The organism is Acinetobacter pragensis (genome assembly GCF_001605895.1).
GTDB lineage: Bacteria > Pseudomonadota > Gammaproteobacteria > Pseudomonadales > Moraxellaceae > Acinetobacter > Acinetobacter pragensis.
Map to the genome: position 1 here is coordinate 118786 of NZ_LUAW01000013.1, position 21535 is coordinate 140320.

A 21535-nucleotide genomic window follows, 5' to 3' on the forward strand; every position below is an offset into this window, starting at 1 on the left:
AGCTTTTTTATTTGGCGGTGAAACTAGCCTAATTTCATCACTAACTTTAAAGGCAATACTTTCATTATGGTGCCTAACGGCAGCCAAGGCCACTTTGGCACATATGCTTTGACCGGCTCTTTTTCAATTTCGGCAGCCAACAAGCGTGAACCAGTTTTTTCATCTACTTCAAAAGGCAATTTTTTCGCGCCTTCATTAATTTCTGTACGGATATAGCCTGGGAAGATGGTTGATACTTTGATTGGCGTATTGATCAGCTCCGCACGAATGCCTTCTGCCAAGTGTGCAACACCGGCTTTGCTTGCGCCGTAAGCAGTCAAGTGTTTTGGCATGCCGCGCATTGCGCTCATGGATGAAATCACCACCAAATGCCCTGCATTTTGTTCACGGAAAATTTCCACAGCGGCTTCACACTGCGCCAAAGCGGAAATAAAGTTAGTTTCTACAGTTGCACGGTTAATTTCAAAATTTCCTTTACCAATGCGGCGCCCTTCACCGACTCCCGCATTGACAATCACGCGGTCAATGGTGCCAAAATCAGCCTTAAATGCACGGAACACTTCAAAAACTTGATCGTAGTTGGTTACATCCAAGATTTTTGCAATCACTTTAATGCCATATTGGCTTTCCAACTCTTGCTTCAATGTTTCTAACCGCTCTAACCGCCGAGCGCAAATAGCAAGATTATAGCCTTTTTGCGCAAATTCACGCGCCATGCCTGCTCCAATCCCTGAGCTTGCACCTGTAATTAAAATTGTTTTCGCCATGACTTGTTCCTTTATTTTTTTAATTAAATCCATGTCAATAAACTTGGATTGGCAGCTTTAATAAAATGATGTTCGTTTAAACTTAGCAGCTGCGGCTCATTGCCGACTAAACGCAATGTCGTCAGGCTAGAATTGGCAATTGCCCAGTTCAGCGCAAAAGTTTTTTCAGGGCTTAAGCCTAAAATTTTACCCACAGCCACCGAAATTACGCCGCCGGATGTAAACACCACTGCATAGCGCGGCTTCGTTTCCGCTAATTCATCACATAAATTTTGCAATGCAGTTTCTACACGGCTTTTAAAATGCGGCCAAGATTCTTCATATTCGTGGTGATACTCACCGCCAGTCCAGCGGCCGATCGCACCTTCAAAGATTTTGGCCAGGTACGCGCGCGGATTGGACTCCTTCGCCACATCTTCCTTAAGTAAATGCGGTTCATTAAAACGCGGTTCATACTGGGCAAAAACCTGCTGATGGTTGAACTCATTCCACGCGCTGTCTGTCATAACTTCACTTTCTGGAAAGCATTTTTCCAGTGCCAAACTGGCCGTTTGCTGGTGACGCTGCATAGATCCGGCAACAGCATAAGGCGCTTCTTTTAAAATTTGATCAAAATACTGGCCTAGCACCTGCGCTTGCAGCTCACCATTCGGAGAAAGTTTGTCATAACTCTCTGCGCCAAATGAAGCTTGCCCATGGCGAACCAAATAAATCGTGGTCATTTTCCTAAGATATCCTTCATTTTTTCAATATATTTGTGCGCAATATCATTCGCCTCCATTTTTTGCAGGCCAATTAATTTTAATGCGCGAATATGCAAGGCATGAATGACAATCCAGAAATCTTTAAAGGCTGGATTATTGGTTTGCTTATGGTAATAGCGGTAATAGATCTGCTGCGCAATTACCGCTAAACGGAAAATGCCGAAGACTTCGTAAAAGGTCCAGTTGTCTGTGTGCAGGCCGGTTTTTTCCAAATAATAATCTACAACTTCTTTTCGGGTGAACATGCCTTTTAGATTAGTTGGTTGCCGGCGCGTCGCTTTGAAAATCGCATTGTCCTTTTCTTCAACCCAATAAGCTAAAGCAGAACCTAAATCCATGAGCGGATCACCCAATGTCGCCATTTCCCAATCCAGTACACCAATCACTTTTGTCGGATTTTCCGGATCTAAAATGACGTTATCAAAACGCCAGTCATTGTGAATAACGCAGGTATTTGTATCTTCAGGAATATGTGCTTTCAACCAGTTGCGCACATATTTAAAGGACGGTACATTCAAGGTCTTGGCTTTTTCATAGCGGGCGTCCCAGCCTTCAACCTGACGGCGGCAATAGCCTTCCCCTTTACCTATTTTTTCCAGTTCTGTACCCTGATACGGCACTTGATGCAGTTCAATTAATTTATCAATGACATTGATACAGAGTTCACGCACTTGCGCTTCATTAAAATTCAAATCTTTGGGTAAATTGGCGCGGGGAATAATGCCTTCAACCCGTTTCATCACATAAAAATCACAGCCAATGACAGATTGATCCTGACACAAAGCCACCATTTCCGGCAAAACCGGATAGAACTCAGCCAAGGCTTTTTGCACATTGTATTCACGCGCCATATCATGTGCTGACTTCGCCTTGGTACCTTTAGGCGGGCGGCGTAAAATCAGGTCTGCATTTTCATACTTAAGCCGGTATGTCCAGTTAGATGCGCCGCCAGAGTATTGTGTCACTTCAACTGGGCCAGTAATTTCTGAACCATTTTCAATGAGCCAGTTACTCACCGCGCTGACATCTAATTCTTCACCCTCACGGACTGTTCCGCCAACATCAATGACTGACATTCTTTATTTCCTAAACTCTGAATTTTTTTGACGTTGATTGTGCATTTTTTAAATATGCGCAATTCAATTATGCATTGTTAAAAAGTATACATTTCTTATAGCATGGCGCGCGCATTTCAGCCATGCGTATAAGTCTGCCTGCGCTGACTATTTTTTTCGGCGTGAACTGTAGCCGCGTTTTGTCAGTTCAAGCTTAGCAATCATGCCCTTATGTACTTCATCTGGGCCGTCTGCTAATCGCAAAGACCGTGCCTGCGCAAAAAATCCGGTCAATGGTGTATCACGGGAGACACCTGCACCGCCGTGAATTTGTATCGCCATATCAACCACTTTTTCCAAAACACTCGGCGCAACGACTTTAATTGCGGAAATTTCTGTCAGCGCCGCCATATTGCCTAAAGTATCCATTTTATAGGCTGCGTATAAGGTCAATAAGCGTGCCTGATCAATCGCAACACGGGCATCTGCAACACGTTCCATATTGCCGCCTAATTTCAAAATTTCTTTGCCGAATGCCGTTCGGCTCATACCGCGGTCAATCATCAATTCTAAAGATTTTTCAGCCGCGCCAATACAGCGCATACAGTGATGAATACGGCCTGGGCCTAAGCGGCCTTGCGCAATTTCAAAGCCTTGGCCTGCACCGCCAATAAAGCTTGAAACCGGTACACGGACATTGTTAAAGCTGATTTCGCCGTGCCCATGCGGAGCGTCATAGTCACCAAATACCGGCAGCATACGTTCAATTTTTACACCCGCGGTATCAACAGGCACTAACACCATTGAGTGCTGATGATGACGGTCTTTAGATTCATCAGGAGTATGCGCCATAAAAATAATGATTTTGGCATTTGGATCACCTAAACCGGATGACCACCATTTCCGACCATTCAGCACAATTTCATCACCAGCAACAACCGCCGTAGCTTCCATATTGGTTGCATCTGAAGAGGCAACAGCCGGTTCTGTCATGCAGAAAACCGAACGGATTTTCCCATCCAAAAGCGGTTTGAGCCACTGCTCTTTTTGCGCTTCTGTGCCATAGCGCCAGATAACTTCCATATTGCCGCTGTCCGGCGCATTGCAGTTAAAAACGGTTGGTGCCAGCAGGCTGCGGCCAGACAATTCAGCAATATGCGCATATTCTTGTACAGACAGGCCCTGACCCAGTTCAGGGCAAGGTAAAAACATATTCCAAAGCCCTGCTGCCTTGGCTTTGGCTTTTAATCCTTCCAACTGTTCTGGCCATTGCCATGTCGTCCAGTCACCGCCTTGATTCAGTTCATGAACTTCATGCCAAAATTCATTTTCAATAGGTTCGAGTTCATCTTTAATAAATTGCTTTGTTCTTTCAATATAATCCTGAGCGCGTGCTGATAGCTCAAACATGGCATGATCCTTTTAAATATAGTGTTATTTGGCCTTTACAACACATTAACCTGAAAACTATTATGAACAAAATGATTTAATTTTATAATTCAACATGAATAAAATTCATAGTAAACATCATATGGATATGGCGGCTTTTCACCGTATTGATATCAATCTATATCCGCTTTTTATTGCCGTTTATGAGCAAAAAAGCATATCAAAATCTGCACAACTGCTATGCATCACCCAATCTGCAGCTAGTCATGCGCTGCAGCGCCTGCGACAGCATTTACAGGATGATCTGTTTGTGCGCGCAGGCAGCAAAATGCTGCCGACACCTTTTTCTGAACAGATTTACCCTGCGGTTAAAGATGCTTTATATGCGATTCAAAATATCTCTATGCAAAATCAAAGTTTTGATCCAAGCATGGTGCACAGCTTAAAAATAGCTGTGCATGATGAAATTGAACCATTGATTTTTCCTAAGCTGGTTGCACACTTTCAGCAGAGCCAATTCGATATTCAATTTTCCAGCATTAAATTAGACCGTAAAAATATTGCTGCTGATCTTGCTTCACAACAAATCGATTTTGTGATTGATTTAGAACAGGATTTTGGTGAAAAAATTCAATTTAAACAATTGAAGCAAGACCGTTTTGTGGTCTGCTCCCAGCAAACAGAAATGAATGAACCTCTTTACCTTGCTTCTACACATATTGGGGTTTCTTCACGCCGTACAGGGGTTTTGGTAGAAGATATTTTTTTAAACCGCAAGCAGCTTTCCCGGCAAATAATTTTGCGCTGCCAGCATTATTCAACGGCTCTGCAAATTTTGGTACAGCAGCCAAATTCAGTACTGACAATTCCAGAGCATATTCTGTCCAATCTTCAAATTGCCAAGTGTCTGAATATTTTTGAAGTTCCTGTAGACTTGCCTAAAATTAATATGGGAATGTTTTGGCATAAAGATAGTCAGCAAAATGCACGGCATTTTTTTTTACGAAACGAAATGTTAAAAATTTTTGCTTAGGCTATTTTAATAATGTTATTAATATCTGTTTTGCTTAGGCTATTTGGGATATCTATGGATATTGATTACCATTCGATAAATTCATTCAGCATCTGAGAAACTTGCATATTTTTAGAGCAATCCATTGATTATTATTCGTTTTTTAATCGTTAGCCGATAATTTAAACAAAATATAAGTCATATTTCATCTACAATATAAGTCCTTAACAGCTCCAACTTTTGCTGAATTTATTTGATACGGATCGATAAATTCAGCAGTTTTTTCTTATGCTCTCAAACTTATCTTCTGGCTGGCTCATTGCTTTAGGCATGTTGCTCTGCATTGTTTTACTATTTATTTGCCATAAAATTTATATTTTTCTTACGGAACTGTTTAAACCGTTTAAAAAAGGCCGGTCGTACTGGTGCCGGGTGATTCAAATCAGCGATGGCGATACCCTCACCTGCACACGGCTGAATATCCGCCGCTCAAAGACCAAACTGCGTTTTGCTTATGTTGATGCGCCTGAGTCCAGTCAAACTTATGGCAAAGAGTCACAGCGCGTTGTTAAAGCCCTCGTCTATAAAAAGCTGGTCAGAGTCAAAATTACCGATGTAGACCGCTATGGGCGATGCGTGGGTGTCATTTACCGCTATCGGCGCAATGTAAATGAAGAAATGGTAAAGCGCGGCGCAGCATGGGTATATGAAGAATATATCCGTGATAAGAAACAGCTTCAGCATATGAAAGCTTTGCAGGAAAAGGCCAAGAAGCAGAAAAAAGGGCTTTGGAAAAATAGCCGCCCAATGCGCCCGAAAGAATACCGAAAGCTCAACAAATAACCTGTGAAACCACATTAAATTTTACGGCAGCAAATTCTTTTTTTAAGTTGGAAGATATAAGGGGTGCGCCTTGTTCCCCATTTTCTTTTTAGATTAGCTGTTTAAAACACTGCAGTTAAATCGAGTATTTTTCTTTTCTCCAATTCAGTGAATTTTTAAATAACAGCTCAATCAGATTATTTTTGAATGACTTAAATTGAATAGGAACCCGGCATCTCTTTCACAAGAAATTTTCTGTACAGCGCATTCTTGAAAATGCATTTTAATAGGCGTAAAGTTGCATTTAATTTAGTTACCCTAGTTAACCATTTTGAACTCCCCATTAAGTTTCCGCGCATCCCTCATGCGCTGCGCCCGCAAGTTCGGTGATGAAGTTAATACCCTGCTGCTGCCTTATCAGCTCAATTATTCTCTTTGGCAAGTCATGTTTGTTATTCATGATAAACAAGGCTGCACATCAATAGAAATTGCTGATTATTTGAATGTCTCTAAGCCTTCAATTGCCAAGCGCACGCAAATACTTGCACAAATGAACATTGTCACTCAGGTTCAAACTGATGATAAACGGCAGAAAAAACTTGTTTTAAGCGTTGCTGGACAAAATCTGTATCAGCAATGCGCTGCAGAAATAGACCTTTTTGAGCAGCAGCTGATTCAGCGGCTAGACTGTCAGGAAGTTGCCCGCAGCCTCAATTTGCTTCATCAATTAACCGCCGCGCTTGAAACTCAAACCGCGGAGCGAAGCCATGAATGATCAGACTCCTTTATGGACCAGAAACTTCGTTTTGGTCAGCGCTATTAATTTTCAGCTGGTATTGATTTTTTATCTCTTGGTTGTTGTGATTGTTGGCTACGCTGTGGCCGAATTAGGCGCTTCTACTGCTCAGGCTGGCCTTGTTTCGGGCTTGTTTATTGTCGGTACTTTAGTCGGCCGCCTGCTGGTCGGGCAGTTTCTCGAACGCTTTGGACGCAAAACAACACTGGTTGCCGGACTGATCGGTTTTCTGCTGTTCTCATTTCTATACTTCATCCATTTTGGCGTGGGCATGCTGCTGTTTGTACGCTTTATGCATGGCTTTATGATGGGGATAGCATCTTCTGTTTTAGGCACCGTTATTGCGCAAATTTTACCGCCAGCACGGCGCGGTGAAGGCATTGGCTATTACAGCATGAGCAGTACACTGGGTACAGCCATTGGGCCATTTCTGGCAATTTGGATGATGCTGCACATTGGCTACCACTCCATCTTTATTGTCGCCAGTGCAATAGCGGTCAGTTGCTTAATTGTAGCGCTTTTAATTCAAGTGCCGAATCTGCCGCAATCCGTAAAAATGCCTTCAGATAATACTGCGGGTCAGCCGGCTAAACCCAGCTTTTTATCGCGTTTTGTAGAGCCCAAAGCCTTGCCAATTTCATTGATTATGCTGTTGGCCTCCATCTGCTATTCAGGCGTACTCTCATTTATTAACTTTTATGCCAAAGAAATAGATCTGGTAGAAACCGCCTCGTTTTTCTTTCTAACCTATGCAATTGCTATTTTGATTTCCCGCCCAATTACAGGCCCGCTGATGGACCGCAAAGGTGCGAATATCATCATGTATCCGGCATTTGCGATTATGGGCGCTGCCTTGATTTTGCTCAGCATAACCAGCAGTTCTTGGATGCTGCTGCTTTGCGCAGCCTTGCTTGGCTTCGGTTACGGCAATATTCAATCTGTCTGCCAGACCATTGCTGTTAAAAGTTCAAGTATCGAACGCATGGGTTTCGCGACCTCTACTTTCTTCATTTTCCTCGATGCTGGACTGGGTTTTGGCCCATACTTTATTGGCAAGTCTTTAGACTACATCAGTTATTCACAGCTGTACTTGTACAGTGCATTTGCCGCCTTTGCATGTATTGCAGTGTACTTCGCGCTGCATGGGCGCTATGTAAAGAAGGCTGCCGCTTAAAGGCTTAACTGTAGCTGCTTAAAACCGCCGGCTAAATCTCCGTCGGTATTCTAACGGGGTCAGTCCCGTTTTTTTATGAAATAAGCGCCTAAAAGAACTCGGGTCGCTATAGCCGACATCCTGCATAATAAAATCCAAGGACTGTTCAGTCTCCTCTAGGCGCTTACGCGCAGCTTCTATGCGAATTACCTGAACATACTGGTTCGGCGGAACATCTAAAGCCGCTTTAAAACGGCGGATCATGGTCCTGACTGTAATATTAAACTGCGCTGCTAATTCATCTAAAGTAAAACTGTGCTGAAAATTTTGCTCAATCCACTCCTGCATCTTCTGAATCAGCATATCCTGATGCGGTTTACCGATTTTCATCAAAGAATAGGACAGCTGGCTGTCACGGCGGTAGTCGATGACAAACGATTTTGCAGATTGCATGGCCACATCAAAGCCATAAAAACGTTCAATCAGATGCAGCCCCAAATCAAACCAGGCTAAGCCGCCTCCTGCGCAATAGACATGCTGGTCGCGGCTGATTAATTGATCAGCATTTAAATTCACCAGCGGATAGCGCTCATGGAACAGCTGCTGAAAGCCCCAGTGGGTTGTGGCCTGCCTATAGTTTAAAATGCCGGCCTCTGCCAAAAAGAAATTTCCCGTGCAATTGCCTGCAATAAGCTGGTATTGACGGTCTGCTGTTTGCAGCAATTCGACTAAATCCGGATTCAGCGCCAAAGTCTCAAAAATAGCGGCGCCAATGGTCGGCACAATCAGCACATCCGCTGGGCCAATCTGATGATAAGCCGTATCTGCCTGCAGCTTGATGCCATTAATGCATTGAATGGGCAGCCCGTCCGGAGTAGCAATATCGACCTGAAACAGGCGTGTAATACTTTGATTCTGAATACGGTTCCAGCTCACGCCTGCCATGGCGAACAAATCTGTTACACCAGTAATGGCCGAAGCCAAGGCGCCATCAAATGCCAATATAACGATTCTTTTCATAGCGTCATTTCAATTATTTATGTAAAAACACCAATGAAGAATAAATAGCCCCAATTGGTTTTGTCATTTTTAACCTGTTAAGTGTCATTATTGACAATCCACTGGCAATAAATCAACTGCTAGTCTTTAAACATCAAATAATGAATGATAAAGAGATGCCTGATGGTTCAGCTGGTTAATGAAAAGGATTTAAACTTTCTGCTGTATGACGTGTTTAAGGCTGCAGAGCTGACACAGTTCCCCCGTTTTGCAGAACATGATACAGTCACTTTTAATAGTATTTTGGATACTGCCCGCGGCATTGCGGAAGATTTTTTTGCGCCGCACAATGCAAAAGCAGATCATCATGAACCTGCTTTTGATGGCAAAAAAGTAGAAACCATTCCTGAAGTCAAAACCGCTTGGAAACAGTTTGCCGATGCTGGCCTGCTTTGCGCGCAGCAGGATTATGCTGATGGCGGCATGCAATTGCCCACGCTCATTAACATGGCGGCAAATGCCTATTTTATGTCGGCCAACCCGTCAACCGTCGCCTATTCTTTTTTAACGGCTGCTGCGGCCAATCTGATTCAAGCTTTTGGTACAGCAGAACAAAAAAGCGCTTTTTTACCGCATATGTTCAACGGCCGTTTTTCCGGCACGATGGCGATGACTGAACCGAATGTCGGATCTTCATTGGGTGATTTAACGACTAAAGCAACTTTGCAAGACGATGGCACGTACCGGATTAAAGGCCAGAAAATGTTTATTTCCGGCGGCGATCAGGATATTACGGAAAATATTGTGCATTTGGTGCTGGCGCGCATTCATAGTGCACCGCAAGGCGTTAAAGGCATTTCACTGTTTATTGTGCCTAAGTTTAAGGTTCATCCCGATGGTTCGCTGGCAGAACACAATGATGTTCAGCTGGCTGGCCTGCTGCATAAAATGGGATACCGCGGCACAACATCGACCGTACTGAATTTTGGAGAACAGGACAACTGTACCGGCTATTTGATTGGCGAGGCGGGTTCAGGCCTGAAGTATATGTTCAAAATGATGAATGAAGCGCGCGTTGGTGTCGGCCTTGGCGCTGCCATGATTGGCTACCGCGGTTATTTGGAGTCTTTAGAATATGCCAAACACCGCCCGCAAGGCCGCGTCATCTCAAATAAAGACCCGCAAGCTCAGCCTGTCAGCATTATTCAGCATACCGATGTAAAACGCATGCTTTTGGCGCAGAAATCTTATGCAGAAGGATCTTTAGCGCTGTGCCTATTTACAGCGCGCCTGATTGATGAATATCAAGCCAGTGGCAATGAAGACAGCGCTCTTCTTTTAGATTTAATTACGCCTGTAGTGAAATCATTCCCGTCAGCCTACGGTCCAAAGGCCAATGATCTCGCCATACAGGTGCTTGGCGGCGCCGGCTATACGCGTGAGTATCCGCTGGAACAATGCTACCGTGACAACCGCTTAAATCCTATTCACGAAGGGACTTTTGGCATCCAATCTCTTGATCTGCTGGGCAGAAAATTATGGCAGCACAACAGTAAAGGTTTCATGCTGTTAATACAGCGCATGCAGCAAACACTCCGTGAAACACAGCGGGATGACCTGCAAGCATTGGCGATGGTATTAAAGCTGCATTTAGACACCGTACGAAAGACTACGCAGTTTTTAGGCCAAACGCTGACTCAAGGCCAAACCGATCTGGCTTTGGCCAACTCTGCTTTATATCTGGAAATGATGGGTAAAATAATTATTGCATGGCTATGGCTAGAAATGGCAAATCAGGCTGTTTTGAAATATTCAGACAGCAGCCATGCCGAAGATCAGCATTTTATGGCGGGCAAAGKACAGGCCGCGCCAATATTTCATTYGTTGGGAACTGCCAGAAATAGAACATTATGCCCAGTTGCTTAATCAACTTGATGACACCTGCTTAAACATGCAGGCTGATTGGTTCTAAGTTTTAGCCCACCCTTCAATTAGGCCAAAAAAGAAGGAGCTCTTCATTTCACTGAAAAGCTCTTTCTAAGCCAACTTGAAATCTCTTGGTTAGATAACCAAAGATTCAATATTATTGAAATACTTTGAAACGCGCAGCATCATCCATAAAGCCTTTCGCTTTCGCTTCACCTTCGATCGACCCAAAGGCTAACTGTGCGCGCAGGTTCCAGCTGGCAGGAATATCCCACTCAGCATGAACCTGTTCATCTACAATGGGGTTGTAATGCTGTAAAGACGCGCCTATACCGTCTGTATGCAATGCAGTCCATACGGCAAATTGCGCAATTGCTGTCGAATGCTCGGCCCAAATCGGGAAATTTTCCGCATAAGATGGAAACTGCTCTTGCAGGCCTTTTACCACGTCCATATCTTCAAAAAATAAAACTGTGCCTATACCTGCTGCAAAACTTGCCATTTTGGCAGCAGTTTTAGATGCGTTTTCTTCATCTTTTGCATAAGATTTTAATTTTTCAGCCACTAAATTCCAAAATTTTTCACTTTCGCCATTAAATAAAATTACAGCGCGAGAAGACTGAGAGTTGAATGAAGAAGGACTCTGCTTAATTGCAGTTTGAATCAAATCAGTTAAGTGTTCCGGTGTCTGATTGACATTTTTGCCGATTGCATAAATCGTACGGCGTTGGGTAATTTGGTCTAAAAACTGATTTGACATAAATTTTTCCTTTGCATTGTCATTCAATCGAATAAAGGCATCTTTTACACAGCAAAAATGCTTTAAAACGCTTAACATTATGCAAAATCAATTCCATATACCAGCTCAATAAGAATCTTTTTTAACCATTTGTTCAATTTTTTAAGTATATTTTCAGCTGAACTAATTCATTCAAAGAATAAACCCATAAAAAATCCCCCATTATCTGGAGGACTTAACATCTAAACTCAGACTCTGCAGTCAATTGCTCAGAGACAGATGCGGCAGAGCGAAGTTTAGAAAATCGCTTGCAACACTTTAGCAGAAACTTTACCTTTCCATAAATCACGCAGCGCCGGCAAGTAGAATTTTTCGCCAAGCTCGATTAATTCCGCATCAATCAAGCCATGCACTTCATGCATAAATAAATAATCTAAATCGACTGCAGTCAACATAGGCTGCGCTTTAGAAAATTCTTTACGCTTTTGCTGCGCCTGTTTGACTAAAGCATCGGCATATTTGCGGTCTTTGTACTGCGCAATTGCATTTAAACGCAATTCAATGATACCCCAGCCGCTAAGAAGCAATTTAAAAATCTCTAAATCTTCTGTGGTCGATTCCCAAGTCATCTCTTCCAGATTTTCATTTTCTGGCAGTACTGGGAGCATCAATTCCATCACGCTCGGAAAAATCTTCTTAAAATTTAAAACAAATTTAACTGGATGTTCACCCGGATAATCCTTGAATTGAATTTTCTTTTGGACATCCGTTAAATAAATATCAAACATTAAATTTTTTCCTACATAAAATATTGTTTTAAAACAGTTTATTTTTGGCTTAGCAAAATTTTAGCAAAATCCTTGCAAAACTGTAATAAAAACCGAAACGTATTTTAGCAATTATGACATTTTATTCAATGAGTTTTGCGAAAGGATCGCCTATTGATTCCCGCTTCAATGAAACCAGCAGCCCAATAAAAATGCCGCATCAGCAGCGGCATTTTTCATTATCTCTTATCGTCTACGCTCTGATAGAAATGGAAATAAATATTCAACTATTCTCTGGGTGCTCCATAACCCAATTTCCTGATGGTGACTATGTGGCGCTAAGTACGGCATCAGCTTGCTTACCTTATAAGCAGTACTGCCTGAGCCCTGTATCTGCTTTTTTAATTGGGCAAGTTCATGTGTTGCCAAATAGCTGAAATTGCTGAGTTCTAGAAAGTTGTCAATCAATTCAGCATTAACTGAGTTTTTATGCTGCGCGGCTTGACTTCCAGCAATCCAATCATAAATGAACGCCTTCTCAGCCACAGAGAACACCCCAAACATTTTCCCATCTTCCTCATTTATTAACTTCCAGAACCTGCTGTTGTCAGGATCTTGATCAAGCTTAATCCAGCCCTTTTTTATTAATTCAAAGATAAACTCTTCTACCTGATCATCTTCAGACAACCATTCATTTGTTGACTTGTTATTAAACAAACAATGGTTGCTATGCATATATTGGCCAACCAAAGCTTTTTTTCTAAATATTTCCATAACCACATGTTCAGTATTCAGGCGTTTGATAATTTGAACTGAACTCATGCCGCGATTATTTAATAGAAAACCTAATTTTACTTTCCGAATAAATTCAGCCTGATCTTTGTATTGAGCAGAAAGTTTTTTAAGGGCGTTTGCAGCCAGTTGCGCGTGGCCATTCTCAAAATTATCAATTGTGATATGCAAATTGAAATATTTTGAGTCAATACCTAGCTCTTTCAGCTCGTAATTGGTAATCAGCAAATGGAGCGGAAGTTGCTCATAACCCAAATTAAACCCTGCTATTTCAGGAATGAAATCTGATGGCGCATAAGCCAATGCCAGTTGAATCGCAGACTGATGATAATATTCATCTGGCAAGTTCATTGAAAAATGATGCAGCCCCAAAGAAAACAGCAAACTGTCGAATAATTTCACATGATTGCCCTTCTCTTGGCCTAGACCCAGTTCTTCTAGATAGATCTGGATAAAGTCCCTGAATGCCGGATCATTCCAATACTGCGTGAAGCTATAAAGCCAAGCCCCATCTACACGTTTTGTCGGCGCAATTTTATATAAGAATTCATAGGCTTTAGCGGTGGTGCTGAAAAACTCTCGAGTACCGCCATTTCCACGCCGCTCAATATATTCTTTATAGTGCATGCATTGGGCTTTATTTTGCTTGTTTATCCAATCAACCAGCTGCTCGAGCGCAGAAGGAAATTCAGAAGTTGTATCATCTAGATGCTCAATTTCATTTTCCAGAAAATGAAAAGATTTAAGTTCTTTTGCTGATCTTGAAATTGAAGGATCTAAGAAGAACTGCGTTATTTCAAAGTATTTTTGATGATCTTTGGTTATTAAATTCAGAATTCTTTCTTTTACTGCAGTTGGCATTTTAATTCTCACGCGGTAAATGTCTTAAATACCATAATTGATGTATTTATTAATTTTATTCACACATTTGAAACATAAAGTTAAAACATGTAATCAAAAAATATTTGCCTTTAAAATACAGTATCTTGCAATATAAACACTTCAAATCAAATAAGTAACAATTTATTATGTGTGATGTAAATCACATTTATATTTTAATAAAATCAATACGCTCTATGAAGTGACCCAAAAAATACAATTAAAATATAAGATACAACTTTAATATTATTTAAGCGATGATACTGCAACAACATCAGCCCAGACTCATCAAAAATCTAAAAATACTTAATTTTCAAATAACTATAAACAATAATTCAAATAAAAAGATCAAGAAAAATCCAAATAAGGCAAAATTCTAATCAGAATTGACATTCTAAAAGTCACTTAACTTAATAAAAATATTGTAACCCATAGAACTTATACATATTTAATTATCATTAAATGTTTTAAAAACTACAGAATAAAATTTAAGAATAATTTTTCAAAAAATTCTATTATTTTAMAACACAAGACGGCTTGTACCTTGTCCCGCGCGTAATTGAGTAATTACTGCTCAGTTCATCTATTTTCTTAAAATTAAACGTAAAGAATTATTTCTCATGACAGATTTACATCGCTTATCCGTTCGTGAAATGACAGAAGGTTTGGCTGCGGCTCAATTCTCTTCTCGCGAACTTACCGAACACTATTTAAAACGCATTGAAAAAATCGATGCGCAAGTGCAGTCTTATGTCACGGTCACGCCTGAACTGGCTTTAGCTGAGGCCGATGCTGCAGATGCTTTACGTAAAGCAGGCGGTGCAGCTGCGCTTACAGGCGTGCCGATTGCGCATAAAGACATTTTCTGCACGCACGGCATTAAAACCACTGCCGGCTCTAAAATGCTGGATAACTTTATCTCTCCTTATGACGCCACCGTTGTCGCGAAAGGTAAAGTTGCAGGCTTAGTGACTTTGGGTAAAGTGAACATGGACGAATTCGCCATGGGCTCTACCTCTGAGTCATCTTACTTTGGCGCAACCAAAAACCCTTGGGCGCTGGACCACGTTCCGGGCGGTTCATCAGGCGGTTCTGCAGCTGCGCTGGCCGCTGACCTTGCGCCATTTGCAACAGGCACAGATACAGGCGGTTCAATTCGCCAGCCTGCATCTTTCTGCGGCCTGACTGGCTTAAAGCCGACTTATGGCCGTGTGTCACGCTTCGGCATGATCGCCTATGCCTCATCTTTAGACCAAGGCGGCCCAATGGCGCGTTCGGCTGAAGACTGCGCTTACTTGATGAATGTCATGGCCGGCCATGATGCCAAAGATTCAACTTCTGTTGAAAAAGACGTAGACAACTATGTTGCCAACTTAAACGGTACAACTGTAAAAGGCTTACGCATTGGTATTCCAAAACAGTACTTTAACGTTGCCGGCTTAGATGCAGACGTCAAAGCCCGCGTTGAAGAATCACTGAAAAAATTGGAAGACATGGGCGCAATCCTTGTTGAGATTGATCTCAACATGACTGAAAGCTATGTTCCAACCTATTACCTGATTGCCCCTGCCGAAGCATCTTCAAACCTTTCCCGTTTTGATGGCGTGCGTTATGGCTATCGTGCCGAAAATCCTGTGGATTTGATGGATTTGTACAAGCGTTCACGCTCTGAAGGTTTTGGCCCAGAAGTGCAGCGCCGTATCCTTATTGGCACTTATGCGCTTTCTGCCGGCTATTACGATGCTTACTATGTAAAAGCGCAAAAAGTACGCCGTTTAATCCAGCAAGATTTCTTAAAAGCCTTTGAATCGGTTGATGTGATTGCTGCGCCGTCTGCGCCGACCACTGCCTATAGAATTGGTGCCAACCTGTCTCCTGTCGAAATGTACTTAGGCGACATTTACACCATCGCAGTGAACTTGGCAGGTCTGCCTGCCATTAACGCGCCTGTCGGTTTTGACAAAGACAGCCTGCCTGTTGGCTTACAGCTGATTGGCAACTACTGGTCAGAATCTCAATTATTGTCTGTGGTTCATCAGTACCAGCAAGCGACAGATTGGCATACGAAACGCGCGGCAATTGCTGAGGAGAATGCATAATGGCTCAAGCTCAAAAATTGGCTAAACCAAAATCTAACCTGATTGATGGCTGGGAAGTGGTTATCGGCATCGAGATTCATACTCAGCTTGCCACCAATACCAAGATTTTCTCTGGATCGTCGACCACTTTCGGTCAAGACCCGAATACCCAAGCCAGCCTTGTAGACCTTGCAATGCCGGGTGTATTGCCTGTATTGAATAAAGAAGTGGTTGATTTAGCAATCCGCTTTGGTTTAGGGATCGATGCGTACATCGACCAAGCGTCTGTGTTTGCGCGTAAAAACTATTTTTACCCAGACTCACCTAAAGGCTATCAAATCAGCCAGATGGACAACCCTATTGTGGGCTTGGGCCATATCGACATTCAGCTTGAAGACGGTACGGTTAAACGCATTGGCGTGACCCGTGCCCACCTTGAAGAAGATGCGGGCAAATCAATTCATGACCAGTTTGAAGGCATGTCAGGCATTGACTTGAACCGTGCAGGCACGCCTTTGCTGGAAATCGTCTCTGAACCGGATATGCGTTCAGTTGAAGAAGCTTTGGCCTATATCAAATCTATTCATACTTTAGTGCGCTGGTTAGGCATTTCTGACGGCAACATGGCGGAAGGCTCATTCCGCTGTGACTGTAACGTGTCTTTACGCCGTCCGGGCGATGAGTTCGGCACACGCTGCGAGTTGAAAAACATCAACTCTTTCCGTTTCATTGAGCAAGCGATCAATGTTGAAATTGAACGTCAAATGGACATTTTGGAAGATGGCGGCAAAATCGACCAAGAAACCCGTTTGTTCGATACAGTGAAAATGGAAACCCGTTCAATGCGTTCGAAAGAAGAAGCGAACGATTACCGTTATTTCCCTGACCCTGACCTGCTGCCTGTAATCATTTCTGATGCGCAGATTGAAAATGCCCGCGCTAAATTGCCAGAGTTGCCGAAAGCCCGCCGTGCGCGCTTTATTGCTGACTTTGCAGTGACTGAATACGATGCGCATGTATTGACGCTTTCACGTGAAATGGCAGACTTCTATGAGGCTGTTGTTAGCGCTGCTGGCGGCGCTGCGCAAGGTAAAGTGGCTGCAAACTGGGTGATGGGCGAATTCTCGGGCGCTTTAAACAAAGCAAGCTTAGAACTACAAGATTCTCCTGTTTCTGCGGAGAAATTGGGCGGCATGATCGCGCGTATTGTGGACAACACAATTAACGGTAAAATCGCGAAGCAAGTGTTCGGCTTTATGTGGGAAGAAGGCAAAACTGCAGACGTAATTATTGCTGAAAAAGGCTTGAAACAGGAAACTGATACAGGCGCAGTTGAAGCCATTATTAAGGAAGTGCTTGCTACCAACGAGAAGATGGTTGAAGAGTATAAATCTGGTAAAGAGAAAGCTTTCAATGGTCTTGTTGGCCAAGTGATGAAAGCAGCGAAAGGTAAAGCTAACCCTGCTCAAGTGAATGAATTAATGAAGAAATTGATTGGTTGATTTATTCGCTAATTCATTGATTTTGTGTTATAAAAACCTCGCTTAATGCGGGGTTTTTATTCCATAAATAGGCTAATTAAATCTCTATATTTATTCTGAAGTCATATTCGATGAGCAAACAATCTAATAATTTAGAAGTTGAAGAATTCAAAACCATAGAGTGGAAAATTAAAATTTCACTCTTTATAGGTTTCGCTCTTATTTGTATTGTATTAATAACATATTTTTCAAATTTTCATGGCTACTTGTCAAAAAATGATTCGACTTGGGGAACCTTTGGAGATTTCATTGGGGGTACATTAAACCCAATTCTTGCCGCATTAGGTTTTTACTGGCTTACTGCTTCAATAAGACTACAGTTGAAAGAGCTAAGAGATACTAGAGAAGTACTTAAAGAAACTGCTATTCATCAAGAAAAATTAGCAGAATTAGAAAATATTAATGTAGAAACTCAAAAAAAATTATTTGAAATACAGCAATTAACATTAGAAAAACAAATCATAGCCTCTAAATCACAACAAGAACAAATTTCTTTGCAAAACTTTGAAAACATTTTTTTCAGTTGCTGAAAACTAAAAAAGAAAGTATCGATAGCATATATTATGAATATCAGAGCTTTAGAGAAGAAAAGATTTTTACAGGCCAAAATGCAATCAAACAATTAACACAAAAGTTACAGTCTCAACCAGACTCAATATCCAACTACTATAACCATGAACTTACTGAATATTTTTCCTCATATTTTAGAATTCTTTATGAAACAATAAAAACATGTGATGATTTCATTAATCGAACTGAAAATATAAACAACTTTAAATACATTAATATTTTAGGTGCCACTTTAACTATAAATGAGCTTAAAATTTTATTTTTTTATTCTTTGATAGACAAAGAAATTAAAAAAATTGCTGAAAAATATAGTTTATTCAAAAGTCTTTCTATCGATAACTTAAACATGAATGAAAATTGGGAATTAAATCATATGTTGACTTCTCATGCATATGAGTTTTCGCCACAAACTTTTGCTAATAATAAACAATGGATTAAATATTTCACAGATCTAGAAAAGATTTCTTTAAATTTAGATCCTGAAAATCTTACTAAGCGCTTACAGCTAATATATAAATTTAATTTTCATAAGCACAGAGAACTTGAACACTCAGCTTTATACAAATTCCAGACCTTAGATGAAATGAATAGCAAAATTCAAGAAAATATTGAAGCCATTGAAGCTAAAAATGCAGATTTTTCCCATAGCATCCGAAATAAAAACATTAATGAAGATAATGCTGAAGAAATGGCAGAGTATTTAGAAGACATGCAATTGTTGCAACAATTAAACAGTATAGAAATTAATGAATCCCTATATTACATATTAATATATCACATTGATTATAAAGAATTTAAAAACCATCAACATGAAAAAATAAAATGACTACCAAAAAAGTATCCTCTATCGCTAAATTCAAAGACTTAGGACGTATCCAACTTTCAAAGTTTTTCTTTATGCCCTCTCCCATGGTGAGAGGGAGTGTCATGTGATTCCTTAGATACGCGAAATTCCCTCTCCTTCTAGGAGAGGGTTAGGGAGAGGTAAAACCCCATCTAGCTAATTTCCCAAAAACTACTACACTCAACTTATTCTAATACTTTAAAGCCTTAATCACTTTCAAAAAAAGGACAATATGAAAACAGCTATCCTCACACTTGCTACCCTTGCCCTCCTTAGCGCCACTGCCTTTGCAGAAACAAAACCGAAAGTTCCCGCCTCAGAAGAAAGTCAGATCTTTAAAGCCGCTGGTTTTACAAAAGCCAAAAAAGCATGGAAAGCAGATTGCGGGACCGGTGAAATCACCGCATACAAAGACCTCAATGGTGACGGTCTAAAAGACGCAATCATCTCAGATTACAGCACCATGTGTTATGGCAACACAGGTGCCGGCTACTATATTGTTGCACAACAAAGAAATGGACAGTGGCAGACTATTTTGAAGGAAGCAGGCATGCCTGACTTCTTAAAAACTAAAGGCAAAGACGGCTGGCCAGATATAGAAAATGGCGGCCCCGGTTTCTGCTTCGAAGTTTTACGTTGGAATGGTCAGGAATATAAGGTTCATCGCTATGAATATCAGGGTAAAGCCTGCACATTAAACTAAAACAGCCTGTCTATCTCACCTGTAAAAAAATCCCTCATAGAAGAGGGATTTTTTTTGAGTTTACTTACCGTATTGCGCCCAGCTTATTCCATAAATCGGGTGTTAAAAAAGTCATCACCAATTTATTTAAATCAATATAGCGCACCACACCTTTCAGCTGATCTTTGACTTCTGGTGTTTTCAGAATTTCCTCACCGGTTATGCTGCCCAGTTCCTGAAAACTGTCGCCTACCGCCTGCATGCCTTCTGCCTGAATCACCGCTTTAGTCTGTGCAGAACATTGTTCGACTAAAATCCGCTGTAAAACTTGCGCTAAATTTTTATCCAGCTGGGTGCGCTGCTCTTCAGTAACATTGCTGAATTTTTTCAATTCCGGATGCGCTGACAGCGCCACAAACGTCCACTGCAATACAGCAGATTTATCCGCAGCAGTGGTCGATTTCACTAAACAGTCACTGAGCTGATCGACTGTTGGCCCTGCTGCAGCCATTTGGCTGACTCCCCATAAAGACATGGCCATTAGGCTTAGGCAACTCACATGGGAAAATCTGTGGCGTACGGCAGTTAAAATATTCAGCGGCATCAGGCAAACTCCTATTTACAGTCAGCTACTTTGTATCACAAAGCGCCTCTTCAAGCCTGTTATGACTCTGTAAAACTGCCTGTTAAATTGACAAAGCTTCAGGCTGAAGCATTCAGCATATCTTGTCTTATTTTGGCAGAACAGGATTTCCCAATGACTGAATATCCGCAGCGCCAAACTCAAGGCTCAATGGGCAATTGCGAATGCACCGTGCGCTTTTTATTCCAATACCAATAAAAATAACTGTCTTTAGACTGCATTAAAGTTTCAGTCGCAATCGATTTTTTTCTTGACTGCGCATTGCTCTGCAGCTGGTCTGTACTGCCGCCCCAGCAAGCCAAAGCCGCGTTGCGGTTATTGTGCAGATCAATAAACTTGCCCACGCCTGCAGGTTTAGGCGGGATATACAAGGCATCACCGCGTTTCACCCATAAATCCGCCAAATAAATTTGGCCCTGTTCCGGCCAGTAACGGGCGACTGAAATCACCAGCGGCAGCTGCTGATCTGTCGATGCAAATATATGCGGAAAATCATGATGCTCTAAGTCTGTACTGACAAAAGGAAATAAGGTTTTTCCATCATTCAATCCAGATTCTAAATAAGGGCACCAATGCCCGGCATATTTTCCATATTCATACTCTACATGAGACAGCATGCTGCTTTTATTCTGTATCTGAATCGCCTGCCCCGGCTGTATTAGCGTTATGCCAAAAGCGGCTGCCGCCTGTGAGGTTGCCCACATCGCTTCATATTCAAAAAACGCTCCATCAAAGTCCAGCTGCGTCTGAAGGCCGTATTGCGGGTCATTGCTGCTGCCCAGCGTATTCTTAACCTGATATTTACGCCCCTTCAGCGCTAAAGCGTCAATGGTCGGAGTTAAGATCAAATCAGCCTTTTCAGGCAAACTATTCAAATAGCTCGGCTTCCCCTGATCATTATAAAAATATGGATTTTGACTGATATCAATGTCCTGCTGCCTCTTTTCCCAATCCAGCAGCAGCGGCTCAAACTCCACTTTATTGCATGCATTTTGATTCATTATTTTTCCCCAATCATTTATCTGCAATTGTTATCTCAAACTCTGCGCTAAGGCGCATGTCCTGCATTCAATTTGACTGATACAGGTCTGCCTAGCGCTGAACTTCCGGTGTATCTTTTACTTAAGCTAAACTTTAGTCATGCATAAAATTATTTTTATTATCCGGATCTTATGGACACATTTTATCTTCTACAACTTCATTTTTATTTTTTAGACAACTGGTATTGCTCAATTGAAGCCAAGCCGATGCGGCAGGTTTTTTGATACTGCCATGCATGCAAAATATATGCACAGTTTCTGCACACTGTGCGATGAA

The 21535-nt window shown here is 41.7% G+C and carries 19 protein-coding genes and 1 pseudogene; 10 read left to right on the forward strand and 10 right to left on the reverse strand.

The window, feature by feature from the left end:
* Positions 1 to 23 precede the first annotated feature (23 nt).
* From AZH43_RS04910 to AZH43_RS04925, 4 genes are all read right to left on the reverse strand, one after another.
* A complete protein-coding gene (locus AZH43_RS04910) occupies positions 24 to 767 on the reverse strand; it encodes an SDR family oxidoreductase (RefSeq protein WP_067667394.1) in 744 nt (247 codons plus the stop codon).
* Positions 768 to 790: 23 nt separating this feature from the next.
* Positions 791 to 1489, reverse strand: a complete 699-nt coding sequence (locus AZH43_RS04915) for a histidine phosphatase family protein (protein ID WP_067667193.1) — start codon at positions 1487 to 1489, stop codon at positions 791 to 793.
* A complete protein-coding gene (locus AZH43_RS04920) occupies positions 1486 to 2607 on the reverse strand; it encodes a phosphotransferase family protein (protein WP_067667195.1) in 1122 nt (373 codons plus the stop codon). The genes AZH43_RS04915 and AZH43_RS04920 overlap by 4 nt, the downstream gene beginning before the upstream one ends.
* A 147-nt stretch (positions 2608 to 2754) precedes the next feature.
* A complete protein-coding gene (locus AZH43_RS04925) occupies positions 2755 to 3996 on the reverse strand; it encodes an acyl-CoA dehydrogenase family protein (RefSeq protein ID WP_067667197.1) in 1242 nt (413 codons plus the stop codon).
* A 94-nt stretch (positions 3997 to 4090) separates the two neighbouring features.
* Between AZH43_RS04925 and AZH43_RS04930 the strand changes: the two genes are divergently transcribed.
* The 4 genes from AZH43_RS04930 (at position 4091) to AZH43_RS04945 (ending at position 7779) form a co-directional block, all read left to right on the forward strand.
* Complete coding sequence (locus tag AZH43_RS04930) at positions 4091 to 5008, forward strand: LysR family transcriptional regulator (protein WP_067667199.1); 918 nt, start codon at positions 4091 to 4093, stop codon at positions 5006 to 5008.
* Positions 5009 to 5275: 267 nt separating this feature from the next.
* A complete protein-coding gene (locus AZH43_RS04935; protein ID WP_067667201.1) occupies positions 5276 to 5830 on the forward strand; it encodes a thermonuclease family protein in 555 nt (184 codons plus the stop codon).
* Positions 5831 to 6140: 310 nt separating this feature from the next.
* Positions 6141 to 6584 (forward strand): MarR family winged helix-turn-helix transcriptional regulator, encoded by a 444-nt coding sequence (locus AZH43_RS04940; protein ID WP_227509787.1) that lies wholly within the window; start codon positions 6141 to 6143, stop codon positions 6582 to 6584.
* A complete protein-coding gene (locus tag AZH43_RS04945; protein WP_067667204.1) occupies positions 6577 to 7779 on the forward strand; it encodes an MFS transporter in 1203 nt (400 codons plus the stop codon). Before AZH43_RS04940 ends, AZH43_RS04945 begins: the two co-directional genes overlap by 8 nt.
* 18 nt (positions 7780 to 7797) lie before the next feature.
* On the opposite strand, the gene AZH43_RS04950 is transcribed toward AZH43_RS04945, so the two are convergent.
* Positions 7798 to 8778, reverse strand: coding sequence for a GlxA family transcriptional regulator (locus AZH43_RS04950; RefSeq protein ID WP_067667206.1), 981 nt, complete (start codon positions 8776 to 8778; stop codon positions 7798 to 7800).
* Positions 8779 to 8940: 162 nt separating this feature from the next.
* Here AZH43_RS04950 and AZH43_RS04955 point away from each other — a divergent pair.
* Positions 8941 to 10729: pseudogene (locus AZH43_RS04955) on the forward strand (acyl-CoA dehydrogenase).
* Positions 10730 to 10840: 111 nt separating this feature from the next.
* Here AZH43_RS04955 and AZH43_RS04960 read toward each other — a convergent pair.
* The 3 genes from AZH43_RS04960 to AZH43_RS04970 form a co-directional block, all read right to left on the reverse strand.
* Entirely contained in the window at positions 10841 to 11443 is a 603-nt protein-coding gene (locus AZH43_RS04960; RefSeq protein WP_067667396.1) for a nitroreductase family protein, read from the reverse strand.
* A gap of 275 nt (positions 11444 to 11718) precedes the next feature.
* Positions 11719 to 12210, reverse strand: coding sequence for a hypothetical protein (locus AZH43_RS04965; protein ID WP_067667208.1), 492 nt, complete (start codon positions 12208 to 12210; stop codon positions 11719 to 11721).
* A 225-nt stretch (positions 12211 to 12435) separates the two neighbouring features.
* On the reverse strand, positions 12436 to 13842 hold the full coding sequence (locus AZH43_RS04970) for an iron-containing redox enzyme family protein (RefSeq protein WP_067667210.1): 1407 nt from the start codon (positions 13840 to 13842) through the stop codon (positions 12436 to 12438).
* A 638-nt stretch (positions 13843 to 14480) separates the two neighbouring features.
* On the opposite strand from AZH43_RS04970, the gene gatA reads away from it, so the two are divergent.
* From gatA to AZH43_RS04995, 5 genes are all read left to right on the forward strand, one after another.
* Positions 14481 to 15959, forward strand: a complete 1479-nt coding sequence (gene gatA, locus AZH43_RS04975) for an Asp-tRNA(Asn)/Glu-tRNA(Gln) amidotransferase subunit GatA (RefSeq protein ID WP_067667212.1) — start codon at positions 14481 to 14483, stop codon at positions 15957 to 15959.
* Positions 15959 to 17440, forward strand: coding sequence for an Asp-tRNA(Asn)/Glu-tRNA(Gln) amidotransferase subunit GatB (gene gatB / locus AZH43_RS04980; RefSeq protein ID WP_067667214.1), 1482 nt, complete (start codon positions 15959 to 15961; stop codon positions 17438 to 17440). The genes gatA and gatB overlap by 1 nt, the downstream gene beginning before the upstream one ends.
* Before the next feature lie 110 nt (positions 17441 to 17550).
* Positions 17551 to 18009, forward strand: a complete 459-nt coding sequence (locus AZH43_RS04985) for a hypothetical protein (RefSeq protein ID WP_067667216.1) — start codon at positions 17551 to 17553, stop codon at positions 18007 to 18009.
* The gene (locus AZH43_RS04990; protein WP_067667218.1) at positions 18003 to 18875 is read left to right on the forward strand and encodes a putative phage abortive infection protein; all 873 of its coding nucleotides are present in this window, start codon (positions 18003 to 18005) and stop codon (positions 18873 to 18875) included. Before AZH43_RS04985 ends, AZH43_RS04990 begins: the two co-directional genes overlap by 7 nt.
* Before the next feature lie 250 nt (positions 18876 to 19125).
* Positions 19126 to 19596 (forward strand): hypothetical protein, encoded by a 471-nt coding sequence (locus AZH43_RS04995; RefSeq protein ID WP_067667220.1) that lies wholly within the window; start codon positions 19126 to 19128, stop codon positions 19594 to 19596.
* Positions 19597 to 19660: 64 nt separating this feature from the next.
* Here AZH43_RS04995 and AZH43_RS05000 read toward each other — a convergent pair whose 3' ends face one another.
* A complete protein-coding gene (locus tag AZH43_RS05000) occupies positions 19661 to 20179 on the reverse strand; it encodes a hypothetical protein (RefSeq protein WP_067667222.1) in 519 nt (172 codons plus the stop codon).
* A gap of 179 nt (positions 20180 to 20358) precedes the next feature.
* The gene (locus tag AZH43_RS05005; RefSeq protein ID WP_067667224.1) at positions 20359 to 21219 is read right to left on the reverse strand and encodes a hypothetical protein; all 861 of its coding nucleotides are present in this window, start codon (positions 21217 to 21219) and stop codon (positions 20359 to 20361) included.
* Positions 21220 to 21535: the final 316 nt, after the last annotated feature.

What these genes read in the sequence shown, in the direction of transcription:
- gatA (WP_067667212.1), top strand. Translation starts at nt 14,481, where the DNA reads ATGACAGATTTACATCGCTTATCCGTTCGTGAAATGACAGAAGGTTTG.
- AZH43_RS04965 (WP_067667208.1), bottom strand. Translation starts at nt 12,210, where the DNA reads ATGTTTGATATTTATTTAACGGATGTCCAAAAGAAAATTCAATTCAAG.
- AZH43_RS04935 (WP_067667201.1), top strand. Translation starts at nt 5,276, where the DNA reads ATGCTCTCAAACTTATCTTCTGGCTGGCTCATTGCTTTAGGCATGTTG.
- AZH43_RS05005 (WP_067667224.1), bottom strand. Translation starts at nt 21,219, where the DNA reads ATGAATCAAAATGCATGCAATAAAGTGGAGTTTGAGCCGCTGCTGCTG.
- AZH43_RS05000 (WP_067667222.1), bottom strand. Translation starts at nt 20,179, where the DNA reads ATGCCGCTGAATATTTTAACTGCCGTACGCCACAGATTTTCCCATGTG.
- AZH43_RS04950 (WP_067667206.1), bottom strand. Translation starts at nt 8,778, where the DNA reads ATGAAAAGAATCGTTATATTGGCATTTGATGGCGCCTTGGCTTCGGCC.
- AZH43_RS04995 (WP_067667220.1), top strand. Translation starts at nt 19,126, where the DNA reads ATGAAAACAGCTATCCTCACACTTGCTACCCTTGCCCTCCTTAGCGCC.
- AZH43_RS04930 (WP_067667199.1), top strand. Translation starts at nt 4,091, where the DNA reads ATGAATAAAATTCATAGTAAACATCATATGGATATGGCGGCTTTTCAC.
- AZH43_RS04985 (WP_067667216.1), top strand. Translation starts at nt 17,551, where the DNA reads ATGAGCAAACAATCTAATAATTTAGAAGTTGAAGAATTCAAAACCATA.
- AZH43_RS04925 (WP_067667197.1), bottom strand. Translation starts at nt 3,996, where the DNA reads ATGTTTGAGCTATCAGCACGCGCTCAGGATTATATTGAAAGAACAAAG.
- AZH43_RS04970 (WP_067667210.1), bottom strand. Translation starts at nt 13,842, where the DNA reads ATGCCAACTGCAGTAAAAGAAAGAATTCTGAATTTAATAACCAAAGAT.
- AZH43_RS04960 (WP_067667396.1), bottom strand. Translation starts at nt 11,443, where the DNA reads ATGTCAAATCAGTTTTTAGACCAAATTACCCAACGCCGTACGATTTAT.
- gatB (WP_067667214.1), top strand. Translation starts at nt 15,959, where the DNA reads ATGGCTCAAGCTCAAAAATTGGCTAAACCAAAATCTAACCTGATTGAT.
- AZH43_RS04910 (WP_067667394.1), bottom strand. Translation starts at nt 767, where the DNA reads ATGGCGAAAACAATTTTAATTACAGGTGCAAGCTCAGGGATTGGAGCA.
- AZH43_RS04915 (WP_067667193.1), bottom strand. Translation starts at nt 1,489, where the DNA reads ATGACCACGATTTATTTGGTTCGCCATGGGCAAGCTTCATTTGGCGCA.
- AZH43_RS04945 (WP_067667204.1), top strand. Translation starts at nt 6,577, where the DNA reads ATGAATGATCAGACTCCTTTATGGACCAGAAACTTCGTTTTGGTCAGC.
- AZH43_RS04920 (WP_067667195.1), bottom strand. Translation starts at nt 2,607, where the DNA reads ATGTCAGTCATTGATGTTGGCGGAACAGTCCGTGAGGGTGAAGAATTA.